The 23,088-nt window shown below is 41.8% G+C and carries 17 protein-coding genes and 1 pseudogene; 15 read left to right on the top strand and 3 right to left on the bottom strand.

The genetic code is table 11. From position 1 onward, the window contains the following. Positions 1–212: 212 nt before the first annotated feature. From DXA54_RS10325 to DXA54_RS10285, 9 genes and pseudogenes are all read left to right on the top strand, one after another. A pseudogene (locus DXA54_RS10325) lies at positions 213–1,508 on the top strand (SusC/RagA family TonB-linked outer membrane protein); the annotation flags it as partial. A gap of 19 nt (positions 1,509–1,527) precedes the next feature. Beyond that, positions 1,528–3,069, top strand: coding sequence for a RagB/SusD family nutrient uptake outer membrane protein (locus DXA54_RS10320; protein WP_008650940.1), 1,542 nt, complete (start codon positions 1,528–1,530; stop codon positions 3,067–3,069). A 31-nt stretch (positions 3,070–3,100) separates the two neighbouring features. After that, positions 3,101–4,111, top strand: a complete 1,011-nt coding sequence (locus DXA54_RS10315; RefSeq protein WP_008650938.1) for a hypothetical protein — start codon at positions 3,101–3,103, stop codon at positions 4,109–4,111. A gap of 32 nt (positions 4,112–4,143) precedes the next feature. Then, entirely contained in the window at positions 4,144–5,148 is a 1,005-nt protein-coding gene (locus DXA54_RS10310; protein ID WP_008650932.1) for a TlpA family protein disulfide reductase, read from the top strand. A 31-nt stretch (positions 5,149–5,179) separates the two neighbouring features. After that, positions 5,180–6,886 (top strand): S8 family serine peptidase, encoded by a 1,707-nt coding sequence (locus DXA54_RS10305; RefSeq protein WP_120079397.1) that lies wholly within the window; start codon positions 5,180–5,182, stop codon positions 6,884–6,886. Between the two features lie 9 nt (positions 6,887–6,895). Continuing rightward, on the top strand, positions 6,896–8,038 hold the full coding sequence (locus DXA54_RS10300; RefSeq protein ID WP_004301824.1) for an aspartyl protease family protein: 1,143 nt from the start codon (positions 6,896–6,898) through the stop codon (positions 8,036–8,038). Then, positions 8,025–9,200, top strand: coding sequence for a pepsin/retropepsin-like aspartic protease family protein (locus DXA54_RS10295; protein WP_004301823.1), 1,176 nt, complete (start codon positions 8,025–8,027; stop codon positions 9,198–9,200). Before DXA54_RS10300 ends, DXA54_RS10295 begins: the two co-directional genes overlap by 14 nt. A 20-nt stretch (positions 9,201–9,220) precedes the next feature. Next, positions 9,221–10,510: a thioredoxin domain-containing protein gene (locus DXA54_RS10290; RefSeq protein ID WP_004320880.1), complete on the top strand. Its 1,290-nt coding sequence runs from the start codon at positions 9,221–9,223 to the stop codon at positions 10,508–10,510. A gap of 158 nt (positions 10,511–10,668) precedes the next feature. Beyond that, the gene (locus DXA54_RS10285; protein ID WP_008650929.1) at positions 10,669–13,098 is read left to right on the top strand and encodes a beta-N-acetylhexosaminidase; all 2,430 of its coding nucleotides are present in this window, start codon (positions 10,669–10,671) and stop codon (positions 13,096–13,098) included. Between the two features lie 169 nt (positions 13,099–13,267). Here DXA54_RS10285 and trxB read toward each other — a convergent pair whose 3' ends face one another. The 3 genes from trxB to DXA54_RS10270 are packed head-to-tail and all read right to left on the bottom strand — an operon-like array spanning position 13,268 to position 17,414. Beyond that, positions 13,268–14,218 (bottom strand): thioredoxin-disulfide reductase, encoded by a 951-nt coding sequence (trxB, locus tag DXA54_RS10280; protein WP_004309849.1) that lies wholly within the window; start codon positions 14,216–14,218, stop codon positions 13,268–13,270. Between the two features lie 36 nt (positions 14,219–14,254). Then, positions 14,255–14,902: a LolA-like putative outer membrane lipoprotein chaperone gene (locus tag DXA54_RS10275; RefSeq protein WP_004309851.1), complete on the bottom strand. Its 648-nt coding sequence runs from the start codon at positions 14,900–14,902 to the stop codon at positions 14,255–14,257. A 19-nt stretch (positions 14,903–14,921) separates the two neighbouring features. Further along, positions 14,922–17,414 (bottom strand): DNA translocase FtsK, encoded by a 2,493-nt coding sequence (locus DXA54_RS10270; protein WP_008650926.1) that lies wholly within the window; start codon positions 17,412–17,414, stop codon positions 14,922–14,924. Between the two features lie 125 nt (positions 17,415–17,539). On the opposite strand from DXA54_RS10270, the gene DXA54_RS10265 reads away from it, so the two are divergent. From DXA54_RS10265 to DXA54_RS10235, 6 genes are all read left to right on the top strand, one after another. After that, positions 17,540–18,202, top strand: a complete 663-nt coding sequence (locus DXA54_RS10265) for a DUF5063 domain-containing protein (RefSeq protein WP_008650924.1) — start codon at positions 17,540–17,542, stop codon at positions 18,200–18,202. A gap of 2 nt (positions 18,203–18,204) precedes the next feature. Next, positions 18,205–18,864 carry a 3'-5' exonuclease gene (locus DXA54_RS10260; RefSeq protein WP_004301815.1) on the top strand — a complete coding sequence of 220 codons (660 nt, stop codon included), beginning with the start codon at positions 18,205–18,207 and terminating at the stop codon, positions 18,862–18,864. A gap of 63 nt (positions 18,865–18,927) precedes the next feature. Further along, on the top strand, positions 18,928–20,106 hold the full coding sequence (locus DXA54_RS10255; protein WP_004304613.1) for a class I SAM-dependent rRNA methyltransferase: 1,179 nt from the start codon (positions 18,928–18,930) through the stop codon (positions 20,104–20,106). Positions 20,107–20,507: 401 nt separating this feature from the next. After that, positions 20,508–21,758, top strand: a complete 1,251-nt coding sequence (locus tag DXA54_RS10245) for a nucleoside permease (protein ID WP_008650911.1) — start codon at positions 20,508–20,510, stop codon at positions 21,756–21,758. A gap of 13 nt (positions 21,759–21,771) precedes the next feature. Next, the gene (locus DXA54_RS10240; protein WP_120079395.1) at positions 21,772–22,365 is read left to right on the top strand and encodes a bifunctional nuclease family protein; all 594 of its coding nucleotides are present in this window, start codon (positions 21,772–21,774) and stop codon (positions 22,363–22,365) included. Between the two features lie 8 nt (positions 22,366–22,373). Then, positions 22,374–23,072, top strand: a complete 699-nt coding sequence (locus tag DXA54_RS10235; RefSeq protein ID WP_008650907.1) for a 16S rRNA (uracil(1498)-N(3))-methyltransferase — start codon at positions 22,374–22,376, stop codon at positions 23,070–23,072. Positions 23,073–23,088 lie beyond the last annotated feature (16 nt).

Genomic DNA, 23,088 nt, shown 5'->3' with positions numbered 1-23,088 from the left:
ACGGAAAAACTTGTGTGAGAAGAAAAAATCAGGAGATTCATTTCTAAATCTCCCGTTTTATTGTTACTTTTGCATACGAAGAGTTCTTTGAAGGTTACGCAACGCACAGAAGAATAATGCAGTAGATAACTAACTAATTCGTAACCTATTACTATTATGAGCGATTACCCAATGCTCATTTCCAATAAATTACACTCTTTTCGTAACTTCATGACGCAAATATACGTAATGATGCATCCAACCGTTTCGGTCAGGATGCTAATCACCGTATTGATCCTACCTATTCATTCGGTTTCTCCTGGAGAGCTTCAGAAGAGGACTTCATGAAGAAATATGTAAAATGGATAACAACCTTAAACTTCCGCGGCACCTATGGTATTCAAGGAAATGCAGTAACGCGCATTAGTCCGGATTTGATTTTAAATCAGGGGAAAGTGGCTAATCTATACAACAGATATCAATCTACCATCTCCCAAATCCCAAATCCGAATCTATCATGGGAACGTACCAAATCATGGAATTTCGGTGTAGACCTGGAATTATTCAGTATGTTTTATATGAATTTGGAATATTATACAAGACGCTCCAATGCCATTGTTGAACTGGAATTACCTTATGAATATGGAATAACATCCATGAAACGCAACGGTGGTATTATCCACAACAGAGGTATCGAATATACATTAACTTTTACCCCGATACAGAAACGGGACTATGCATTAAGTATCAGCTTGAATGCTTCCAAGAACTGGAATGAAGGCGGACATACAGACATTGATGTCAATGCAGCTTCCTTCTTAAGTGGACGCTCAGATATTGTACTAAAAGAAGGGTATCCGCTCAGCAGTTTCTGGTCATACTCTTTTGCAGGATTAGACGGAAAAACCGGTGAAGCTTTATTCAATCTTTTGGACATTCCGGAAGAAGAACGTAGCAGACAAATAGATCCGACTACTTATCTGGTATATTCTGGTCAGAAAGAGCCTTATTTCACAGGTGGATTGAGCTTAAGTTTCCGCTATAAATCATTAACTTTAAACACCAGTTTTTCACTTTTACTCGGCAACAAGAAGCGTCTGCCATCACCATACGAACAATTCGCTAGTTCTTATTATATGCCAGATCCATATACAAATATAAACCGCGATTTACTGAACCGTTGGAAAGAACCGGGAGACGAAGCCCATACAATCATTCCTTCTTTACCCAAAGCAGGAATGGCTTATATAGAATTGCCAAACAATGAGAATGTTTATAGTATTCCATTATGGGAACAATCTGACGCTATGGTGGTCAGTGGTTCTTTCTTACGCTGTCGCAACATCGGTCTATCCTGGCAAATGAAACGTGAGTGGTGCGAAAAAATATATATGAAAAATCTATCACTCAACTTTAACATGGATAACATCTTTGTTATCGCCAGCAAACGTTTCAACGGTTTCGACCCGGAAGTTAGCAACAGTGTACTTCCACGGAATTATTCATTAGGTATTAACATTGGTTTCTAAAAAAATAAAAAGATAGACAATGAAAAGAACTATATATATACTAACAGGAATAGTCTTACTATCACTATCCTCTTGCTCAGATTTTCTAGAGCCTAAATCTCAAAGTGAGTATGTTCCCAAAGATGCAAATGCTTTACAAGAAATGCTGATCGGTTCTGCTTATCCCAGACAGGACAAAGGTAATTTTCTACTACCCTTTCTTAGCTTCTTAGACGATGACATTCAGTTCCATAAAACTGACTATGAATTTAGCATTAACTCTCTAAAAGATGTGGAAGCCAAACAAGCTGTTTATACATGGCAACCGGATATGTTTTTTATTATGGAAAGGAATGGTTATCCTCTTCAGAATATCTGGGAAGGATACTATAACTATATCTTAGGCGCAAATGCAGCTCTTGATTATATCGGTGACGTAAATGGTACGGAGGCTGAAAAAAATTATGTAATAGCCCAATCCCTCGGATTAAGAGCTTTCTATTATTTTATGTTGGTTAATCATTTTGGAGCACCATACAACTATGACAAACAAGCTTTAGGAGTTCCGCTCAAATTAGACAGCAACCTGCTCCCTGAAGACCAACTATTAATGACACGAAACACCGTTGAGGAAGTATACAACCAAATTGTGGACGATCTGAATGAAGCTGAACGTTTATTTCTTACTTTAAGCAAAGATAAACAATATGAGCCGAATTATCTGGTCAGCCTTCCAATGATACAATTACTGAAATCACGTGTCTTTCTTTATATGGAAAACTGGAAAGATGCAGCCATATACGCCAACAAAGTAATAAAAGACTGGTCCTTCGCTTTAATAGATTTAAACGACCTCCCTTCTCCAATAGTGGCAGAGCCTTATTACAATTTTACATCTTTAAAATCATCTGAGGTTATTTGGTTATATGGAAGCGTTTCAGACTTAACTGTATTCAATGATCAGTCGGTAGAGTATGAGGAAGAAGGTTACTTCGGTAATACCACCTACTACCGAGAAGCTTTTATCGCTTCTGATAACCTGATTGAAAGCTTTGAAGATGGAGATTTAAGAAAAGAAAAGTATATAGCAAAAGAGTTCAATAAAGATGATGAAGTTTTCTATGAAGATTCTTATACTACTTTCGGCAAATACAAACTTTCGGCTACAGGTGAGCCTAGTGGATCGGAAAACTTTGCTTTATCCTTCAGACTAGGTGAGGCTTATTTAAATCTAGCAGAAGCAGCTGCTCATAATAATGACGAAAGTACAGCACTCTCTGCTTTAAAAACCTTACTGGCTAAACGGTATGAACCCGACAAACTTGTTGAGCCTACCGGATTAACAGGTGATGCGCTCAAAACTTTCATCAAAAATGAAAGAAGAAAAGAACTTTGTTTTGAAGGGCAACGATGGTTTGATCTCCGACGTTACGGAATGCCACAAATTGTTCATAGATGGGGAGAACAGGTATATACATTAAAACAGAATGATCCTTCCTATACCATGCCTATACCAGACGCTGTCTTAATTAAAAATAAAAAACTGGAACAGAATCCATTAGCTCCAAAACGTGAAAATTAATAGTATATATCTTATAAATTAAACAAAAGAAATGAATATGAGAAATATATATATATTATGGGGATTACTTGCTTGTATGGCATTCACTTCATGTTACGAAGAAGACACACTGACTCCTACAGAAGGAGGCGTTGAATTACGTTTCAAAGTACCTCAAGGAAATAATAGTTGGGACAATGACATCGCCCAAATATACGAAGACTATAATGTATATCTTATTTATAAAGATCTACAAAGAGCTGATTTTAACCGTAGCTGGACAGGTATAGCATACGGTAGTGGTTACGAAGGCCAGGGCTGTGTAAATGATGAAATGGCCAATTATTATGTCGAATTTATGAAAAAACATATCTTTGCATACTTGAATCCGCCGATCACTTCTAAAGTTCTGCCTATGTATTGGTATTTGGGATACAATGTCTATAGTAAAAGCGTATTAGAAGTTGGAGGCGTAATCCTAGCGAGCTGGATTGTACCCATACACGAAAATTACGATGGGCTGGATTATTGGTGCACTTGTATGTTTGGAGAAGACAATCCCAGCGATCCTTATTTAATTCCCACAGACAGAGCACTCCTTGACAGACGTCGGAAAATGATATTGGCTCCCGTATTGGAAAAAGCAGTAAAAGCCGGAAACATCATTATACCTGAAGAATTTGAAATGGGATTTGACCATGTCACCAATCTGATAGCAGGCTTGGGAATGGAAGATGACCCGAACTATTATCTTACAAGAGGATATCCGGGAAGTGTAAACACGTATGTATTCAATAGCACCAGCACACCAGCCAACAACTCTTATCCTCCAACCAATGAAGAGACTTTTATAGGATATATGCATCTTTCCATGTTCTATAATCAAGCACAACTAGCAGAGGTATATCCGGCTGATAAATATCCTTTTCTCACCGAAAAGTTTGCTTTCGTACAGAAATATTTAAAAGATAAATACCAGATTGACCTGGAAGCAATAGCCAACGGACCGGAGGATTGGAATTTACCTTTACCTCCAATACCGGAGACTCCCGATGAAGAATAACAACTCTGATAATAAACAATAAACTAATAATAATGACAAAAACAAAAAATCTATTATTAACTATATTACTCGTATGCGGTGCCACTGTATGGGGAAATAACGGACTGAAAATATCAGGAAGAATAAAGGTATTAAAGCCAACGACTTTACAAATAAAAGATATGAATGAAGGCGTTGTTTTAAGTTGCATCATCGGTACTAATAGCACATTTAGTACCGATGAAATAAACATCATTCCTGATGTCTATAAACTATATTTAGGAGAAACTGAACAGAATGTTTATCTGGAAAATAACCCGATAACAATTAATGGTTACTTCGATGAAAAGAACCCTGAACAAAGTTCGCTTTCATTCACCGGCATCGATCCGTATCTGACTTTACAAAACTATATGCCAACCGAAAAAGATCCGGATATAGCAACAATTTCTACTTCTGTCAAAGGAAAACTGACTCCTGCCATGGCATCTGCATTGGCTTATCTGGCAGATGTAAATGATTACCAATCCAACAAAATGCTATTGGATATGATACCGGAACAAGACAGAAAGTCTTTATCTGCCAAATGGTTGATAAACAGGGTAGAGATCCTCTCCCACCAAATCATTGGTGCAGAATGTCCCGATTTTACTTTCATAGATGCTAATGGAAAAAATGTAAGTCTGAAAGACTTCCGTGGCAAAATTGTCGTACTGGATTTCTGTGCTTCCTGGTGTGGTCCTTGTCGCAAAGAAATGCGTAGCATGTTGACAATATACAATGAATTGAAAGCTGATGATCTGGAATTCATTAGTGTCTCGCTGGACGACAGTGAAGCAAAATGGAGAAAAATGCTAGATGAAGAAAAACTACCGTGGGTGATGCTGTGGGATAAGACAGGTTTCCCTAAAAACAGCAAAACTCCCAGCACTATTCAAAATGCTTATGGCTTCTACTCCATCCCCTTCCTTGTAGTCATTGACAAGGAAGGCAAACTCGCTGCACGCAACGTACGCGGCGAACAAGTACGCGAAGCTATTTTAAAAATCAGAAAATAAACAAACTGTATAAATTATAACTCATTCGACAATGAAGAAACTTATATTTTCAATCGTATGCTGTTTTATCAGCATTGCTGTATCAGCCCAGTTAGTCAAACAAAAGGTGGAGACACAAAAAAAACAATCCGAACTGGATTGGTTTAACTGTTCTTTCGACCAGGACAGTGTGTACGGAGCTGAAGTAAACAAAGCTTATGACTACCTGAAAGCCAACAAAAAGAAAGCAAAGAAAAGACCGGTTGTTGCATTGATCGGAACAGGAATGGACGTAGAACACGAAGACCTGAAACATGCAATCTGGATGAACCTGAAAGAAAAACTAAACCAAAAAGATGATGATAAAAACGGGCTTGTTGACGATATCAATGGCTGGAACTTCATCGGAGGTAAAGACGGTCAAGTAATGGAAGCTCTGACGCGCGAAGGAGAACGTGAATTTTTCCGCCTAAAAGATAAATATGCTGACTATATTTTCGATGGAAAAAAGTACTATAAGATTGTCAATGGAAAACGCCAAGAAGTTCCCGCACCGGAAAATATGGAAGAATATAACTACTATCGCTATAAAGTCATGCCGGAATCAAGAATCGGAGGAACCTATGGTGGTCTCCAACTTTCTTATGTAATAGAAGAATATGTTGAAAAGTTCGATAAGGACATGAAAAAACGCTTCCCCGGAAAAGAGTTAACCGTTGAGGACTTCCAAAGTTGTTATGATCCCAAAGCAGAAAGAGACAGTCTTTCAGAAGTTGCCTTTGTGTTTACTGCCTACTATTTCAGTATCTATAATACGGATAAATGGGAACCCGTATATCAAAATATGGGAAAGAAAAGTGTAGCAACAGCCAAAACGTCCTATGAAGATGCTTTAAAGAAATATGGAACTGATAAGCGGAAAGAAATTGTAGGTGATAATCCTCTGGATATTAACGACACACAATATGGCAATAATGTACTGTTGACGTCTGATGCAGCAACAGGGGTTATGAAAGCGGGAGTGATCGCAGCCAAACGCGACAACGGTGTCGGAAGTAACGGTATTGCCGATAATGCAGAAATTATGACTTTACGTATTCATCCGGGAGAAGGAGAACCTTATTTAAAAGATATGGCACTGGCCATCCGGTATGCAGTAAACCACGGAGCGAATATTATTTTATTGCCGGAACAAAATTCGTTATACCCGGAAGAACAGAGACAATGGGTAGCAGATGCGCTGAAAGAAGCTGAAAAGAAAGGAGCATTGGTAATAGTTCCGGTTTGGGATCTGTCAGTAGATATGGATAAAGATGAATTCTTCCCTAACCGGAAGATGAGAAAAGACGGAGAACTTACCAATTTTATGGTGGTTGCTTCTTCTGATAAGAATGGAAATCCGGTACTAAACACCAATTACGGTGCAACTACTCTCGATCTTTATGCACCGGGAACAGATATTTATTCATCCTATATGGGTGATACGTACCAAAAAGGTACAGGTGAAGGAATGGCTTCGGCTACTGTAGCCGGTGTAGCTGCCTTAGTGAAATCATATTTCCCTAAATTAACCGGCTCGCAAATCCGTGACATACTACTGAAGAGCGTCACTTCACGCAAAGGGGTGGAAGTGGAAAAAGGAATCCGCGTAAACGACAGTCCTTCACAAGACTTGTTCCTTTTCGATGATTTGTGTATTTCCGGAGGTATTGTAAACGCTTATCAGGCAATTTTGGAAGCAGAAAAAGTCAGCAAATAAAATTAGCTTATGAAGTATACGACTCGTATGATAGGAACCGTTGTCGCCTTTTGCATGGCGGTTCCTGTATTCGCCCAACAATATAAGGCAACTATACCTTACCGGATGGTAGGTGAAAAGATGATTATCGAAATGAAAGTGAACGGCACGGCACGTCCTTTCATTTTTGATACAGGAGGACGTACGGCACTCACGACTCAAGCCTGCCAGGCACTGCAAATGGCAGCCACCGACTCGGCTAAAGTAACGGATGTGAATAACGTGGAAAGCTATTACAAGACTACCCGGATAGAGAACCTGACTACCCCCGACCATGTTATTAATTTCAAAAATGCTCCGTCACTGGTCATTGATGAAGTAAAAGGCTGGGAATGTTTTGGAGTAGATGGCATCATCGGCAGTGATTTATTCGCCAACACCATTGTCACTATTGATTCACAAGCCAAAAATATTATAGTTACCTCTGCTGAAAAGCCATCGACAGTGTCTTTACGAAAGATGTTGAATTTCACCAAAGGGGGCGGTATGCCGATCGTCAGCATACAAATAGCTCCGGTTAGCAATATAAATGTATTATTCGATACAGGTAGTCCCAGTCTGTTATCACTTATCGAAAGTGATTTTGAAAAAATCAAACTGGAAGCCTCTATGGAAGTGGTTTCCGAAGGGTATGGAGAAGGGAGTATCGGAGTATCCGGCCAGGCGGACAAAGCTTCTTCTTACAGGGTTCGTATTCCATTGCTATCAGTCGGAGCCACCAAATTCCGTAACGTAACAACCAGCACCAACAATCACCCTTACACATTATTGGGCGTCAAACTGTTGCAATACGGTAAAGTGACCATTGACTATCCACGCGGAAGATTCTATTTCGAAGCATTTCAACCGGACAATGAAATAAACAATCAAGGTAACAATTTTGACTTAACGGTCAAAGACGGAGATTTGTTTGTATCTACCGTATGGAGCAGTACGAAAGGTAAGATAGCAGTCGGAGACAAGGTAGTTAAAATCAATGGCAAACCTGCTAAGAAATATGACTTCTGCGAAAGTATTCTGAACGGAATACCGGAATTAAAAGAGAAAAAGAAGACGAAACTGACGATTGAGACAGCTTCCGGAGTAAAGGATATTATCTATGAAAAAGAATAATATGAAAAGTATAGGAATACTGACCGGCTTATGGCTGCTATTATTTCTAAACTGCGGACAAAGAATGGCAGCGCAAATCCGGAATAAGGTTTGCGACACCATTCCTTATGAGTTTATACAAGAGAAAATCATTATCCCCGTCACTGTTAACGGTATAAAAGTGAAATATATCGTCGATACGGGAGGAAGAACCGGAACGATGTATGATGCCGCAACGGAAATGAAAGCTACTGCCGCAGGATATATGCGTATCTCCGATGTGAATGCACAAGGCTCCAATTATCAGGAAGCGCACGTACAGAATGTTTCTATCGGGGAAAACTATAAAATCAAGCAGTTGAAGACGATGGTACTGCCTAAGAATCCATTCTTCACCGGACTAGGGGTTGTCGGTATTCTTGGAGGAGACGCTTTCGCACAGTCGGTAGTCACATTCGATTCCCGTTCTAAAATAATGGTTATCAATTATCCGTATCGTCCCGAAGGACTAAAAGTAACGGATGGGATTCCGCTGTTGGATGAGACGGATCATCACTCCATTGTCAATGTCCGCTTAGGGGACAATGACTTCAAGGTTCTGTTCGATACAGGTGCGGGAGGCTTTCTGCTTTATTCTACAGAAGATTATGAAAGGCTGTCTGACATTTCGAAAGTTACTAACCATGGATATGGTATCGTAGCTGCCGGAATAACAGGTCTAGGCAAGCCGGTGGATATAAAGAAGGTGACTGTTCCTCCTATCAACATCATGGGGAAAGAATTCACGAACGTGGGTAGTACGACCACAGTGATGAATGGAAGCATCATCGGGGTGGATTTACTGGAATACGGTAAAGTAATTATCGATTATATGCGCAGACGATTCTACTTTTTCCCGTTTGAAGAAGGAAAAACCGACATGGGCGGTGCTCCCGCTCTCTGGAACGTGAGTATTCTGCCACGCAATGACAGATTCGAAATTACAACGATCTGGGACAGCATGAAAGATAAAGTTGCTTTCGGCGACCAGGTGATTAATATCAACGGTACTTCTTTGGACGATTGTCCCATGAGCCAAATGGCTGTGGAAGATATCATGAACGCCATCCCCGGTGATACCGGTTATATTATTGTCAAGAAAGACAATCAAGAGAAAAAGATTGAAATCAGGAAAGAGAAATGAACTTTAAACAGAAAAAAGATATGAAGCGAATAATAACAAAGATGTATCTCTGTCTACTTGCATTTTGTATTGCCGGAGGAATCAGTGCACAGACACAGAACAGTATGACAGAGGTCATTCCATTCAAAACCATTGATGGAAAGATTATCGTAGAAGCCGCCATTAATGGCGAAGTGGCAGACTTCGTCCTCGATCTGTCAGGACATAACGCCCTGCTTCCTGAGGCTCTCAAGAAGTTACGCATCGACACGGGGAAGAACGGTACTTTTAGTGCTTATCAGGATTTTGTATTCAAACAAGTACCTGTTGGAAAAGTATATGAAATGGCAACAGTTGCTATTGGCAACAACACGTTTAACAACGATCTGCCTGCTTTCACTCTGGAAGACGAACCATATCTGCGCAAGCTGGGAGTGATGGGTGTATTAAGCGGTGCTATTTTCCGCACTTCCGTTCTGACTATTGATATGCAGCGGAAAAAACTCACAATTACGCAGCCCTATCGTCCTTCTTACATGAAATTAAACTACCGGGAGAACTTTGAGCTAATTACAGGATTAGGAATCGTATGTCCGATATCCATTCAGGGAAAACCCGTTTCTCTTGTTCTGGATACATGGAGCGAAGGATTAGTGAATCTTACCGAAAAAGATTTCAATACATGGAGCACACAATATACCAAAGGAACCAACCAAAAAGTTTCCAATGGATATAAAGAAGCGACTCAAGAAGAGGAAAGCCTCATCTTACCTGAAACCATGTTTGTAAAAACAAAGATTGAGGATGCCATGGCAGTGAAGAATCCATACCTGAAACGCTCCGTATTAGGCAAAAAGATATTGGACTACGGAATCATATCCATTGACTATATTCATCAGAAAATTTATTTCCAGCCGTTTGACATGGTTCCTATACCGGAAGCGGAAGCTAAAGTAACGGAAACTAAAGTTGAAGACGGTAAACTGAATCCGATTACCCGCCAATTCTTCCTCGAACACATCTTCGACTACAGAAAAGGGAACGATTTCGTTTATAATGGCGACAAACCGGTTGTAATTGATTTCTGGGCAACTTGGTGTGGACCTTGCATGCGCTTACTTCCGGAAATGGAAAAGCTGGCTGAAAAGTATAAAGGTAAAGTTGTATTCTACAAGGTTAATGCGGACAAAGAAAAGGATTTATGCAATCACTTCGGTGTACAGGCATTGCCTACCTTATTCTTCATACCTGCAGGCGGCAAACCGATTATTGAAGTCGGAGCTACTCCGGAGAAGTACGTACAAATCATCGAAGAGCAACTACTGAAATAAAAACTCTCTCTTAATTATATAACTACATTAATCTGAAACTTTAGCTAAAAGCCGGACATCATTCCGGCTTTTTTTATTTCCATATTATTGGAACTTATCATATAAACAAGTACATTTGCCCTGTCAAATCTATTTATAACTTAACACACATTTTGACCATGAAGAAAAGTATTTCTCTTCTTCTTTTGTCCTTGCTAATGATTACCCCCAGTTGCCAGAAGACAAAAGAAGCGGCGAACGAGTACAACATCGTTCCCAAACCCAACCAGATTCTTCCACAGGAAGGACGCTTTGAACTAAACAACAAAGTCTGCCTCGTAGTTCTCTCGGATGCTCCGGAAGTAAAAAGCATTGCCGACAGCCTGGCCGAACAACTAAAACTGACAGCAGGAATCTCCTTGAAAGAAGCTGAAAGTGCAGATGGAAAAACGGCGATCTCTTTTGTTGTACAGGAAGGTATGCCGAAAGAAGGTTATAAATTATCGGTCACTCCCAGTCTCATTACACTCACCGCTTCCCAGCCAAACGGATTCTTTTATGGAGTGCAGACTCTTTATCAGTTACTCCCTCCGGCAATTTACGGAAAGCAGTTGGATAAGAAAGCTGACTGGTCGGTTCCTGCCGTAGAAATTGAAGATTCACCCCGTTTTGTTCATCGCGGACTCATGTTGGATGTTTGCCGCCATTATGTACCGATTGACTACATTTACAAGTTTATCGACTTACTGGCTATGAACAAGATGAATGTCTTCCACTGGCATTTGACAGACGATCAGGGATGGAGAATCGAGATCAAGAAATATCCCAAATTGACGGAAATCGGTTCCAAACGTGAAAAGACATTAGTAGACTATTACTATGTAAACTATCCGCAAGTATTCGACGGAAAAGAACATGGAGGTTATTATACACAGGAGCAAATCAAAGATGTAGTGGCTTATGCTGCAAGTAAATACATCAATGTTGTTCCCGAAATAGAAATGCCGGGACATGCATTGGCTGCACTTGCCGCCTATCCGGAATTGTCATGCGACTCTACACAGACTTACAAAGTATCTCCTACCTGGGGAGTATTCGAACAGGTATTCTGTCCGAGTGAAACGACTTTCAAATTCTTTGAAGGAGTGATGGATGAAGTAATAGAATTATTCCCCAGCGAATACATTCACATCGGTGGCGACGAATGTCCCAAGACAGCATGGAAGAATAGTGCTTTCTGCCAGCAGTTAATCCGTCAGTTGGGATTGAAAGATGATACGACTCCCAGTAAGATAGACGGAATAAAGCACAGCAAAGAAGATAAGTTGCAGAGCTATTTCGTTACCCGTATGGAGAAATACCTGAATAGCAAAGGCAAAAACATCATTGGCTGGGATGAAATTCTCGAAGGTGGTCTGGCTCCCAATGCGACTGTTATGTCATGGCGCGGTGTAGAAGGCGGTATGAACGCAGCCAAAGCAGGGCATAATGCCATCATGACTCCGAATCCTTATGTATATCTGGACTACTATCAGGAAGAGCCGGAAATTGCTCCGACTACTATTGGCGGATACAATACCTTGAAGAAAACATATAGCTATAACCCTGTTCCGGACGACGCTGACGAGCTTGCCAAGAAGCATATCATCGGAATACAAGGTAATATTTGGAGAGAATATATGCAGACTTCAGAACGTACAGACTACCAGGCTTTCCCACGTGCAATGGCTATCGCCGAAACGGCCTGGACACAAAACGCAAACAAAGACTGGAAGAATTTCTGCGAACGGATGGTGACTGAATTTGAACGTTTGAAAGTTATGAACACCCAACCTTGTCTCAACTTCTATGACGTAAATATAAATACGCACGCAGATGAAAACGGCCCTTTAATGGTATTGCTGGAAAGTTTCTACCCGAATGCGGAAATCCGGTATACAACGGACGGCAGCGAACCGTCCAAAGTGTCCATCTTATATGAAAAGCCTTTCGTTCTTGAAGGTAATATCGACCTGAAAGCCGCTGCTTTCAAAGACGGAAAGATGTTGGGCAAAGTAGCTCACAAGCCACTGTATGGCAATTTATTGACAGGAAAGTCCTATACGGTTAATTATACGATGGGATGGACAGGCGATATATTCGATGAAAACGATGTATTAGGAGCTGACAAAACCACCTTTGGACTGACCAACGGCAAACGAGGCAATAATGCTTCTTATACTCCGTGGTGTAGTTTTGGCATCGTGGAGGGTAAGGACTTGGAATTTATCGTTCATCTGGATAAACCGACACAAGTCAGCAAAGTTATTTTCGGTTCTTTATTCAATCCTGCCATGAGAATTCTTCCTGCAGGAGGAGTTGCTGTAGAAGTATCAGCAGACGGCAAGCAATACACACGGATAGCCGAAAAAGCTTTGAAACACGATTATCCGGAAACAGGAAGAATTGCATTCACCGATTCCATTGAATTTGAACCGGCACAGGCTACATTCCTGAAAGTCAAAATCAAGAATGGCGGCACACTGCGTAATGGTGTCAACTTTGAAAAGAATAACGGGCCGGAAATCATTCCTGCCGAATTATGGATAGATGAAATAGAAGCGTATTAACCAAAGACAATCGACAAATATTGTTCGAAAAGCTTTGAGTTTATAAAATAAAGGGGAGCAAGACTCCCCTCTCAACAAAATCACCCACGCTACAGATTAAACTCTAGCGTGGGTGATTTTCATATTCATAAGGGTTTTAATACCCTCCTATGGTCGGATATAAACCGGATTAAATGAGTCCTTTGGCAGAAAGATAACGTTCTGCTTCCAAAGCAGCTTTGCAACCACTTCCCGCAGCCGTAATAGCCTGACGATAATGCGGATCGGCAACATCTCCTGCCGCAAAAACTCCGGGAACTTTTGTACGAGGACTATCACCTTCCGTGATGATATAACCCACTTCGTCCGTATCAACATATTCTTTAAATATTTCAGTATTCGGTTGATGTCCGATAGCCAGGAAGAAACCGTCGATAGGCAAGCTGTAACGTTCTTCATCCGGTTCGCCCCAACGTTTCACCAGATTTACACCTTCTACCCCATTGTCGCCAAACAAACCAACTGCGTTGTGTTCAAAAAGAACTTCTATTTTCTCGTGGTTCATTACTCGTTCCTGCATAATCTTCGATGCGCGCAGGAAAGGTTTGCGGACAATCAGATATACTTTGGATGCAAGTCCGGCAAGATAAACAGCTTCTTCACACGCTGTATCACCGCCACCGACTACAGCTACAACTTTCTTACGATAGAAAAATCCGTCACAAGTAGCGCAAGCACTTACCCCCATTCCGGCATATTTCTTCTCATCCTCCAGTCCCAGATATTTAGCAGTAGCTCCGGTAGCAATAATCAATGATTCTGTTTCAATAACCTTATCACCGTCGATTGTTATTTTATAAGGAGCTTTGCTCAAATCGGCCGCCGTAGCAATACCGAAACGAATGTCTGTTCCGAAACGGCTTGCTTGTGCACGCAAGTCTTCCATCAACTGCGGACCACTGATTCCTTCCGGATAACCGGGGAAGTTCTCCACATCCGTAGTAGTAGTCAACTGGCCACCCGGTTGCAATCCTTCATAAAGTACCGGACATAAATTTGCACGTCCTGCATAAATCGCTGCCGTATATCCGGCAGGTCCTGAACCTATAATCAGGCATTTTACTTTTTCTATTTCTGCCATTTTAATTTATCTTTTTCGTTTTGTTATAAACGTATATTATCTCAAATCTATCACTTCCGCATTGGGATATTGCTTTTTATCAAACGTAAAAACCTGATCCGCATAATTCTGCTTTGTCTGATAACTTGTAATGGTTATCTCATTACGTGTCTGTTGACCACGCTGTTGAAGCAAAATATACAAAGGTTCATAAGTATCCTTCGTCACAAAAAGAGTGATACGTTCCAACTCCTGTTTCTTATCTCTGGCAGTCAAAACGACTTCCCAAACAGCTTTTCCACGATACATCTTAGTTGCTCCCAACTTATAAGAGAATCCTTTCTGATACATATATAGAAATGTATACGGATTAATCTGCTGCAACTCTTCCTGTGTCGGATTGCTGACGTTCACTTCATCATTCTTTGTCATATAACTCCACTGCGTTTTTCCATCAAACCAAGTGATGATATCCGACGTTTTCAGTACGAATTTCTCTCCTTTCAACTGAATCGTTCCATTTTCAACACCTTCTACCAGACCGTTCGTCACAGCCTTTACAGTAAAATCGGCCTTTACACCACCTGCTTTACGAAACGCCTCTGCCGTCTTATCAAGAATGACTTTAGCCTGCGACTGCTGTTGTTGGGCAATCACAGGCAAAGACAGTAAAGCTATTAAAACACTAAAAATGTATTTTCTCATTTGATTAATAAACGAACGGTTACTGTAAATTGTTCAATCGCATTTCAAGATCATTATCATCCATGCACAAGACATCGCGTGCCTTGCTTCCCTGGGTAGGGCCTACGATTCCCGCTTTTTCGAGTTGGTCCATAATACGTCCGGCACGGTTGTAACCGATAGCGAATTTACGCTGAATTAACGAAGTGGAACCTTGCTGATGGATCACTACCAGTCGGGCTGCATCTTCGAACAACGGATCAAGCCGTCCCATATCAATATCTCCTACTTCACTACCACCATCTTCGCTCACGAACTCTGGCAGGAAGAACGGAGTAGGATAACTTTGCTGACGGGCAATAAACTTCGTAATTTCCTCCACTTCCGGCGTATCGATAAAGGCACACTGCACACGCACCGGATCGGCTCCCTGCAAGAAGAGCATATCCCCCTTACCAATCAAACGGTTAGCACCCGGACGGTCGAGAATAGTACGGGAGTCCATCATGGCAGATACACGGAATGCGATACGTGCCGGGAAGTTGGCTTTGATCGTACCTGTAATAATATTAGTAGTCGGACGCTGTGTAGCGATAATCATGTGGATGCCGACAGCACGCGCCAACTGTGCAATACGGGCAATCGGAAGTTCCACTTCCTTACCGGCGGTCATAATCAAATCTCCGAACTCGTCAATCACCACTACGATATACGGCATAAACTTATGTCCCTTTTCCGGATTCAGGCGGCGGTTGATAAATTTCTCGTTATATTCTTTGATATTACGCACATGTGCCATCTTCAAAAGGTCATAACGGGTATCCATCTCCACACAAACCGAGTTCAGGGTTTGCACTACTTTCGTTACGTCCGTAATAATCGGTTCGCCTCCATCAGGAAGTTTGGCAAGGAAGTGATTTTCAATCACCGAATAGATGCTGAATTCTACTTTCTTCGGGTCGACCAGTACAAACTTCAATTCTGCCGGATGCTTCTTATATAATAAGGAAGTGATAATGGCATTCAAACCGACTGATTTACCCTGACCGGTTGCACCTGCCACCAATACGTGCGGCATCTTGCAAAGGTCGAACATAAAGACTTCGTTCGTGATCGTCTTACCCAATACAATAGGCAAGTCATATTTGGATTCCTGGAATTTCTTGCTTCCGATCACACTCTGTCCGGAAACAATCTTCGGATTCTTGTTCGGTACTTCAATACCGATGGTTCCTTTACCCGGTATCGGAGCAATAATACGGATACCATCAGCGGAAAGGCTCAATGCGATATCATCTTCCAAACCACGGATTTTAGAAATACGTACTCCCTGTTCCGGAGTAATTTCATATAGAGTTACCGTAGGTCCCACGGTTGCTTTAATCGTACTGATTTCGATTCCGAAGCTGCGCAATGTATTGATGATGCGGTCTTTATTTGCATTCTGCTCGTCCATGTCAATCGTCGGATCATCATTTTCAAAATGCTTCATCAAATCGATAGTCGGGAAACGGTAGTTTTCCAAGTCCTTAGTAGGATTATACGGTTCGAGTTCAGGTCCCTGGTATTCTTCTTCCGAAGCTGCCGGTTCCACCTCAAATCCGGGTTCCGCCTCTTCCAAAGAGTCTTCCTGCACAATAGGAGCAGGATTGGAAACAGTCGGTTCAAATACCATAGTCACTCCTTCACTTTCGTCAGATACGGAAATATCTTCCTTTTCCGGTTTATTAATAGGAAAGTCGTCTTCAGGTTCTTCAGCCTGAATATCCATCACTGGTGCCGGAGGAGGTGTCTGTTTATACGTCCGTTTCAAATTGAACTCCACTTCTTGCGGTTGGGACGTCGTAAATTCCGGATCGCCTTCTCCTTCCGGAACATTCTCCTTTTCTTCTTTCTTTTCGCGTTTCAGGAAACTCAATGCGAAAAGTTTACGCAACCAGATGACGGTACGTGCACTTATATATATGAAGAAGCAGATAGCGGTTATCAACAGGATCATCCACACACCGGGTACTCCAACTTGCGAGATCAACCAACGACTGACATTATATCCGTGCATACCTCCCAAATAAATGAAGGAATCCTGATAATGATCCATAAAGGCAAATCCGAAGAATACGGAGAACCAGACCAGCAAGAGTGTGCAGCCGATAAACCACTTCCACAGACGTACAACACGTACACGCATTAACTTCAATCCTGCCACTGCCAAGAAAACAAGTATGAAGAAAGAAGAAACACCGAAACAGTCATTAATCAGATAACTGGCCAACTGCGCTCCGCGTGAACCTGCATAATTCTTCACCTGATTATTAACAGCCGCCAAATCTGCCGAACTGCCACTATCAATAATACTTTGATCGGCAGCCCCCGTGAAGAAGAAGGAAGAAAAAGCCAACAACAGGTAAACGGAAAAGATGACCAGCATCAATCCAATCACAAAATGAACAGTTTCATTCTTACATACAGCCACAATTTTACTGGGGGAAGAGGGAGTGCGTTCCGCCTCCTTATCTAATTTCTTCTTTGCCATGAGTCTTTAATTCTTTTTTATAAAACAGGAATGAGATTCTAAGCTGCAAAAATAATAAAAAAATAACGAGCACTACGCTCATTCAATCCTTTTTCTTACCTTTGCGTTTCAAATCAATATAGATCATGGAAAAAGAAAGCCAAACGATATTTGATAAAAACGTAATTGAGTTCGTAACGGTAGCTGCCGAATTTTGTGCATTTCTCGAACGTGCCGAACGCATGAAGCGCAGCACTTTCGTTGATACATCATTAAAAATACTTCCCCTGCTCTATCTCAAAGCATCTATGCTGCCCAAATGTGAGACTATCGGGGACGAAGCACTTGAAACGTATGTCACAGAAGAGATTTACGAAATTCTGCGTATCAACCTTTCCGGATTGATGGCTGACAAGGATGATTATCTGGACGTATTCGTGCAAGATATGGTGTATAGCGACCAGCCTATCAAGAAGTCTATATCGGAAGACCTGGCCGACATTTATCAGGATATTAAAGATTTCATATTTGTCTTCCAACTGGGACTGAACGAAACAATGAATGATTCATTGGCCATCTGCCAGGAAAACTTCGGTACACTGTGGGGACAGAAACTGGTAAACACACTTCGTGCCCTTCATGACGTGAAATACAACCAGGAAGAAGAAGAGGAAGTAGGTAATGAAGAAGGATTTTACGAACCAAGCGACGACAACGATTGTTGTGAAGAAGATGGCTGTCATTGCCACGATGATGATTGCCACTGTCACGAAGACGGTTGCCATTGCCACGATGATGAATTAAAATAGAAATGATTGTAAGAAGAACCATAGATAAAGATGAACTAAAAGAACTCCCGAAAACAGTCTTTCCGGGACGTATTTATGTTATCCAGTCGGAAGCTGAAACGGAAAAAGCAGTAGCTTACCTCCAATCCAGACCAGTGATAGGTATCGACAGCGAAACTCGCCCTTCCTTTACCAAAGGACAATCGCACAAAGTAGCACTTCTCCAGATTTCTTCCGAAGAATGCTGTTTCTTATTCCGGCTCAATATGACGGGATTGACCCAGCCATTGGTTGACTTGTTAGAAAATCCGGCTGTAATCAAAGTGGGACTTTCACTGAAAGACGACTTTATGATGCTGCACAAACGTGCACCTTTCACCCAACAAAGCTGTATCGAATTACAGGACTATGTGCGTCAATTCGGAATACAAGACAAAAGTCTGCAAAAGATTTACGCCATCTTATTCAAAGAAAAAATATCCAAATCACAACGCTTGTCCAACTGGGAAGCTGATGTATTAAGTGACGGACAGAAACAATACGCTGCTACCGATGCATGGGCATGCCTCAATATCTACAATCTGTTGCAAGAACTGAAACAGACGGGAGATTGGGAGGTTTCTCCGCTGACAGCTACTGTCTCTCCCGCGGAAGAAGTGATAAGTAATAAAATAAGTGATTAATAACCAATAATAAAACGATCTGAAGCCCTCCCCCTTGGGAGAGGGTTGAGGAAAGACTACATTATGCATAAAGTATATCTCAAACCTGGTAAAGAAGATTCTCTTAAGAGATTCCACCCCTGGATTTTTTCCGGTGCTATCGCTCGTTTTGACGGAGAGCCCGATGAAGGTGAAGTTGTAGAAGTGTACACCTCAAAAAAAGAATTTATTGCCGAAGGACATTTCCAGATCGGAAGTATTGCTGTGCGCGTACTGTCTTTCCGCCAGGAACCTATCGATCACGATTTTTGGAAACGCAAACTGGAAATTGCATACGATATGCGCCGCAGTATCGGCATCGCCACTAATCCGACCAACAACACTTACCGTCTCGTTCACGGTGAAGGAGACAATCTCCCCGGACTGGTGATTGACGTTTATGCCAAAACCGCTGTTATGCAGGCACACTCTGCAGGAATGCATGTAGACCGCATGACAATTGCCGAAGCTTTATCCGAAGTAATGGGTGACAAGATCGAAAATATCTATTATAAATCAGAAACAACTCTTCCTTTTAAGGCAGACCTTTTCCCCGAAAACGGTTTTCTGAAAGGAGGAAGCAGTGATAATATCGCACAAGAATATGGCTTGAAGTTCCATGTGGACTGGCTGAAAGGTCAGAAGACCGGATTCTTTGTAGATCAGCGTGAAAACCGTTCTTTGCTGGAACGTTACGCCAAAGACCGTTCGGTACTGAATATGTTCTGCTACACCGGCGGATTCTCATTCTACGCCATGCGCGGAGGTGCGAAACTCGTGCACTCTGTCGACAGTTCAGCCAAAGCGATTGATCTAACTAACAAAAACGTGGAATTAAACTTCCCCGGTGATTCCCGCCACGAGGCGTTTGCCGAGGATGCTTTCAAATATCTCGACCGCATGGGCGACCAATATGATTTAATCATCCTTGATCCGCCCGCATTCGCCAAACATAAAGATGCACTGCGGAATGCTTTGCAAGGTTACCGTAAACTGAACGCCAAAGCATTCGAGAAAATCAAACCGGGCGGTATCCTGTTTACTTTCTCTTGTTCGCAAGTGGTAAGCAAAGACAATTTCCGTACTGCCGTATTTACCGCAGCAGCCATGTCAGGGCGTAGCGTACGCATTCTACACCAGCTGACTCAACCGGCCGACCATCCGGTAAACATCTATCATCCCGAAGGAGAATATCTGAAAGGATTGGTACTCTACGTAGAATAACCGGCCGGAACCAAGTTTCCATTCGGATATCAGACATTTCTCCGGAAGTATGGCTGATTAGAGAGGGCAGTAACAGAAAAACGGAAGATTCAAAGTTAATTAGAGTTAACAAATAGAAGATTTTCGAGAAAACATTATGTTGTATAACATAAACCCTATATCTTTGCACTGTGTTTTTCATGGTATTAGATTTAAGGTTAACAAAGATTGGCTGTCTGGGATAGATAGCCTTCTTTTTTTTATACCCCCTTCATTTGTTTTTTCACACCCAAATCTCATCTTTTCTTCGCATTTATGCCATTTTTATCCCCTTTTTATCAAATTACTTATCCACCTATTCAACGAAAATATTATATTTGCAAGGTTTATGAATGTGAAGAGAAACACCAATTAAAAAAGTCATGAGTATAAAAGTTCGTTTGATTATTATGAACTTCCTGCAATTCTTTGTATGGGGGTCATGGTTAATATCATTAGGTGGTTATATGGGAAGAGAACTTCATTTTGAAGGAGGACAAATCGGAGCCATTTTCGCCACCATGGGGATTGCCTCTTTGGTAATGCCGGGTATTATCGGTATTATTGCCGATAAATGGTTTAATGCAGAACGTTTATACGGACTTTGCCATATTGCAGGAGCAGGATGTCTCTTCTACGCTTCCACCGCAACGGGATACGACCAGATGTATTGGGCCATGTTACTCAACCTGTTGGTATATATGCCCACTTTATCCCTCGCCAACACGGTATCGTACAATGCACTGGAGCAATACAAATGTGACCTGATTAAAGACTTCCCTCCTATCCGCGTATGGGGAACAATCGGTTTTATTTGTGCCATGTGGGCTGTCGACCTTACCGGATTCAAGAATTCAAGTGCACAACTTTATGTAGGAGGTGCTTCCGCATTGCTACTCGGACTTTATTCATTTACGCTCCCGGCCTGTCGACCGGCTAAATCTGAAAACAAATCATGGCTCTCCGCTTTCGGACTGGATGCGCTGGTGTTATTCAAGAAAAAGAAAATGGCTATTTTCTTCCTTTTCTCCATGCTTCTAGGTGCAGCATTGCAGATTACGAATACTTACGGCGACCTTTTCCTAGGCAGTTTTGCCAGCATCCCTGAATATGCAGATTCTTTCGGAGTGAAACATTCAGTCATCCTGTTATCCATTTCACAGATGTCCGAAACATTGTTTATTCTTGCCATACCTTTCTTCCTGCGTCATTTCGGAATCAAACAAGTCATGCTAATCAGTATGTTCGCTTGGGTGTTCCGATTCGGACTGTTCGGTTTTGGAGATCCGGGATCGGGACTATGGATGCTAATCCTTTCCATGATCGTTTATGGTATGGCCTTTGATTTCTTCAACATTTCCGGTTCGTTGTTTGTTGAACAAGAAGCCAATTCTTCTATCCGTGCCAGTGCACAGGGCTTGTTCTTTATGATGACTAATGGATTGGGAGCCATTATGGGCGGATATGCCAGCGGTGCGGTAGTTGATGCATTCTCTGTATATGCCGACGGCAGACTGGTGAGCCGCGAATGGATGGACATCTGGCTGATCTTTGCCGCTTATGCGCTGGTGATCGGCATTTTGTTTGCCTTGGTATTCAAGTACAAACACCAGCAGGAGAGTAAAACAAATTAAGTAAAAGAGAACGATGGACAAAAAGGTAGAATTACAAGTTATAAATATCACGAACAGCCAGGCGCAAGTAGGCGCGTTTGCAATGCTATTAGGCGAGGTGGACGGTGAAAGGCAACTGCCTATCATCATCGGTCCAGCGGAAGCCCAGGCTACCGCTCTATATCTGAAAGGAGTGAAAACTCCCCGTCCGTTGACACATGATTTATTTATAACAAGTTTTACTATACTGGGAGCCAGCCTGATACGTGTATTAATTTACAAAGCAAAGGATGGTATTTTCTACTCCTATATTTACCTCAAAAAAGACGAAGAGATTATACGTATCGACGCACGGACTTCAGACGCAGTTGCCCTGGCAGTGCGTGCCGACTGCCCGATTCTTATTTATGAATCTATTCTTGAACAGGAATGTCTTCACATGTCGTCAGAAGAAAGAACCCGTTCTGAAGAAACAGACAACGACGAAGGGGCTGAAGAAGAACATGATTTGCCCGGTGCTACTTCCAGAACGCTTGAAGAAGCACTGGAACAGGCTATTAAAGATGAGAATTACGAGTTAGCCGCGCAAATACGCGATCAAATCAATTCAAGAAATAAAAATCAGTAAGTAATATTATGCACGTATTTTATACTCCCGATATACAGAAAAGCAACGAGCTTCCCGAAGAGGAAGCACAACACTGTATCCGTGTTCTGCGGCTAAGTATCGGAGACGAAATCACGCTTACCGACGGTAAGGGTGACTTCTACAAAGCTGAAATTACTGTTGCAACCAACAAACGTTGTTTCGTAAACATCAAAGAAACCATTTTTCAGGAACCGTTATGGCCGTGCCATTTACACATTGCCATGGCACCGACGAAGAATATGGACCGCAACGAATGGTTTGCAGAGAAAGCTACCGAAATAGGTTTTAACGAACTGACTTTCCTCAACTGCCGTTTCTCGGAACGTAAAGTCATCAAGACCGAACGGATTGAAAAGATTCTGGTATCAGCCATCAAACAATCTCTCAAGGCACGACTGCCAAAATTGAACGAAATGATTGAGTTCGATCAGTTCATCAGGCAGGAGTTTAAAGGACAGAAGTTTATCGCCCACTGTTATGAAGGGGAGAAACCTCTATTGAAGAATGTTCTGAAACCAGGAGAAGACGCCCTTGTTCTGATAGGTCCCGAGGGAGATTTCAGTGAAGAAGAAGTGAAGAAGGCCATCGAACGGGGATTCGTACCGATTAGTCTCAGCAAATCACGGCTCCGTACAGAAACAGCGGCATTGGTGGCCTGCCACACGCTGAATCTGCAAAATCAATAACAGCAGTAAATGTCTG

It is taken from the genome of Bacteroides sp. OF03-11BH (assembly GCF_003604005.1).
GTDB lineage: Bacteria > Bacteroidota > Bacteroidia > Bacteroidales > Bacteroidaceae > Bacteroides > Bacteroides ovatus.
This window is presented reverse-complemented; position numbering and strand designations above follow the sequence as displayed.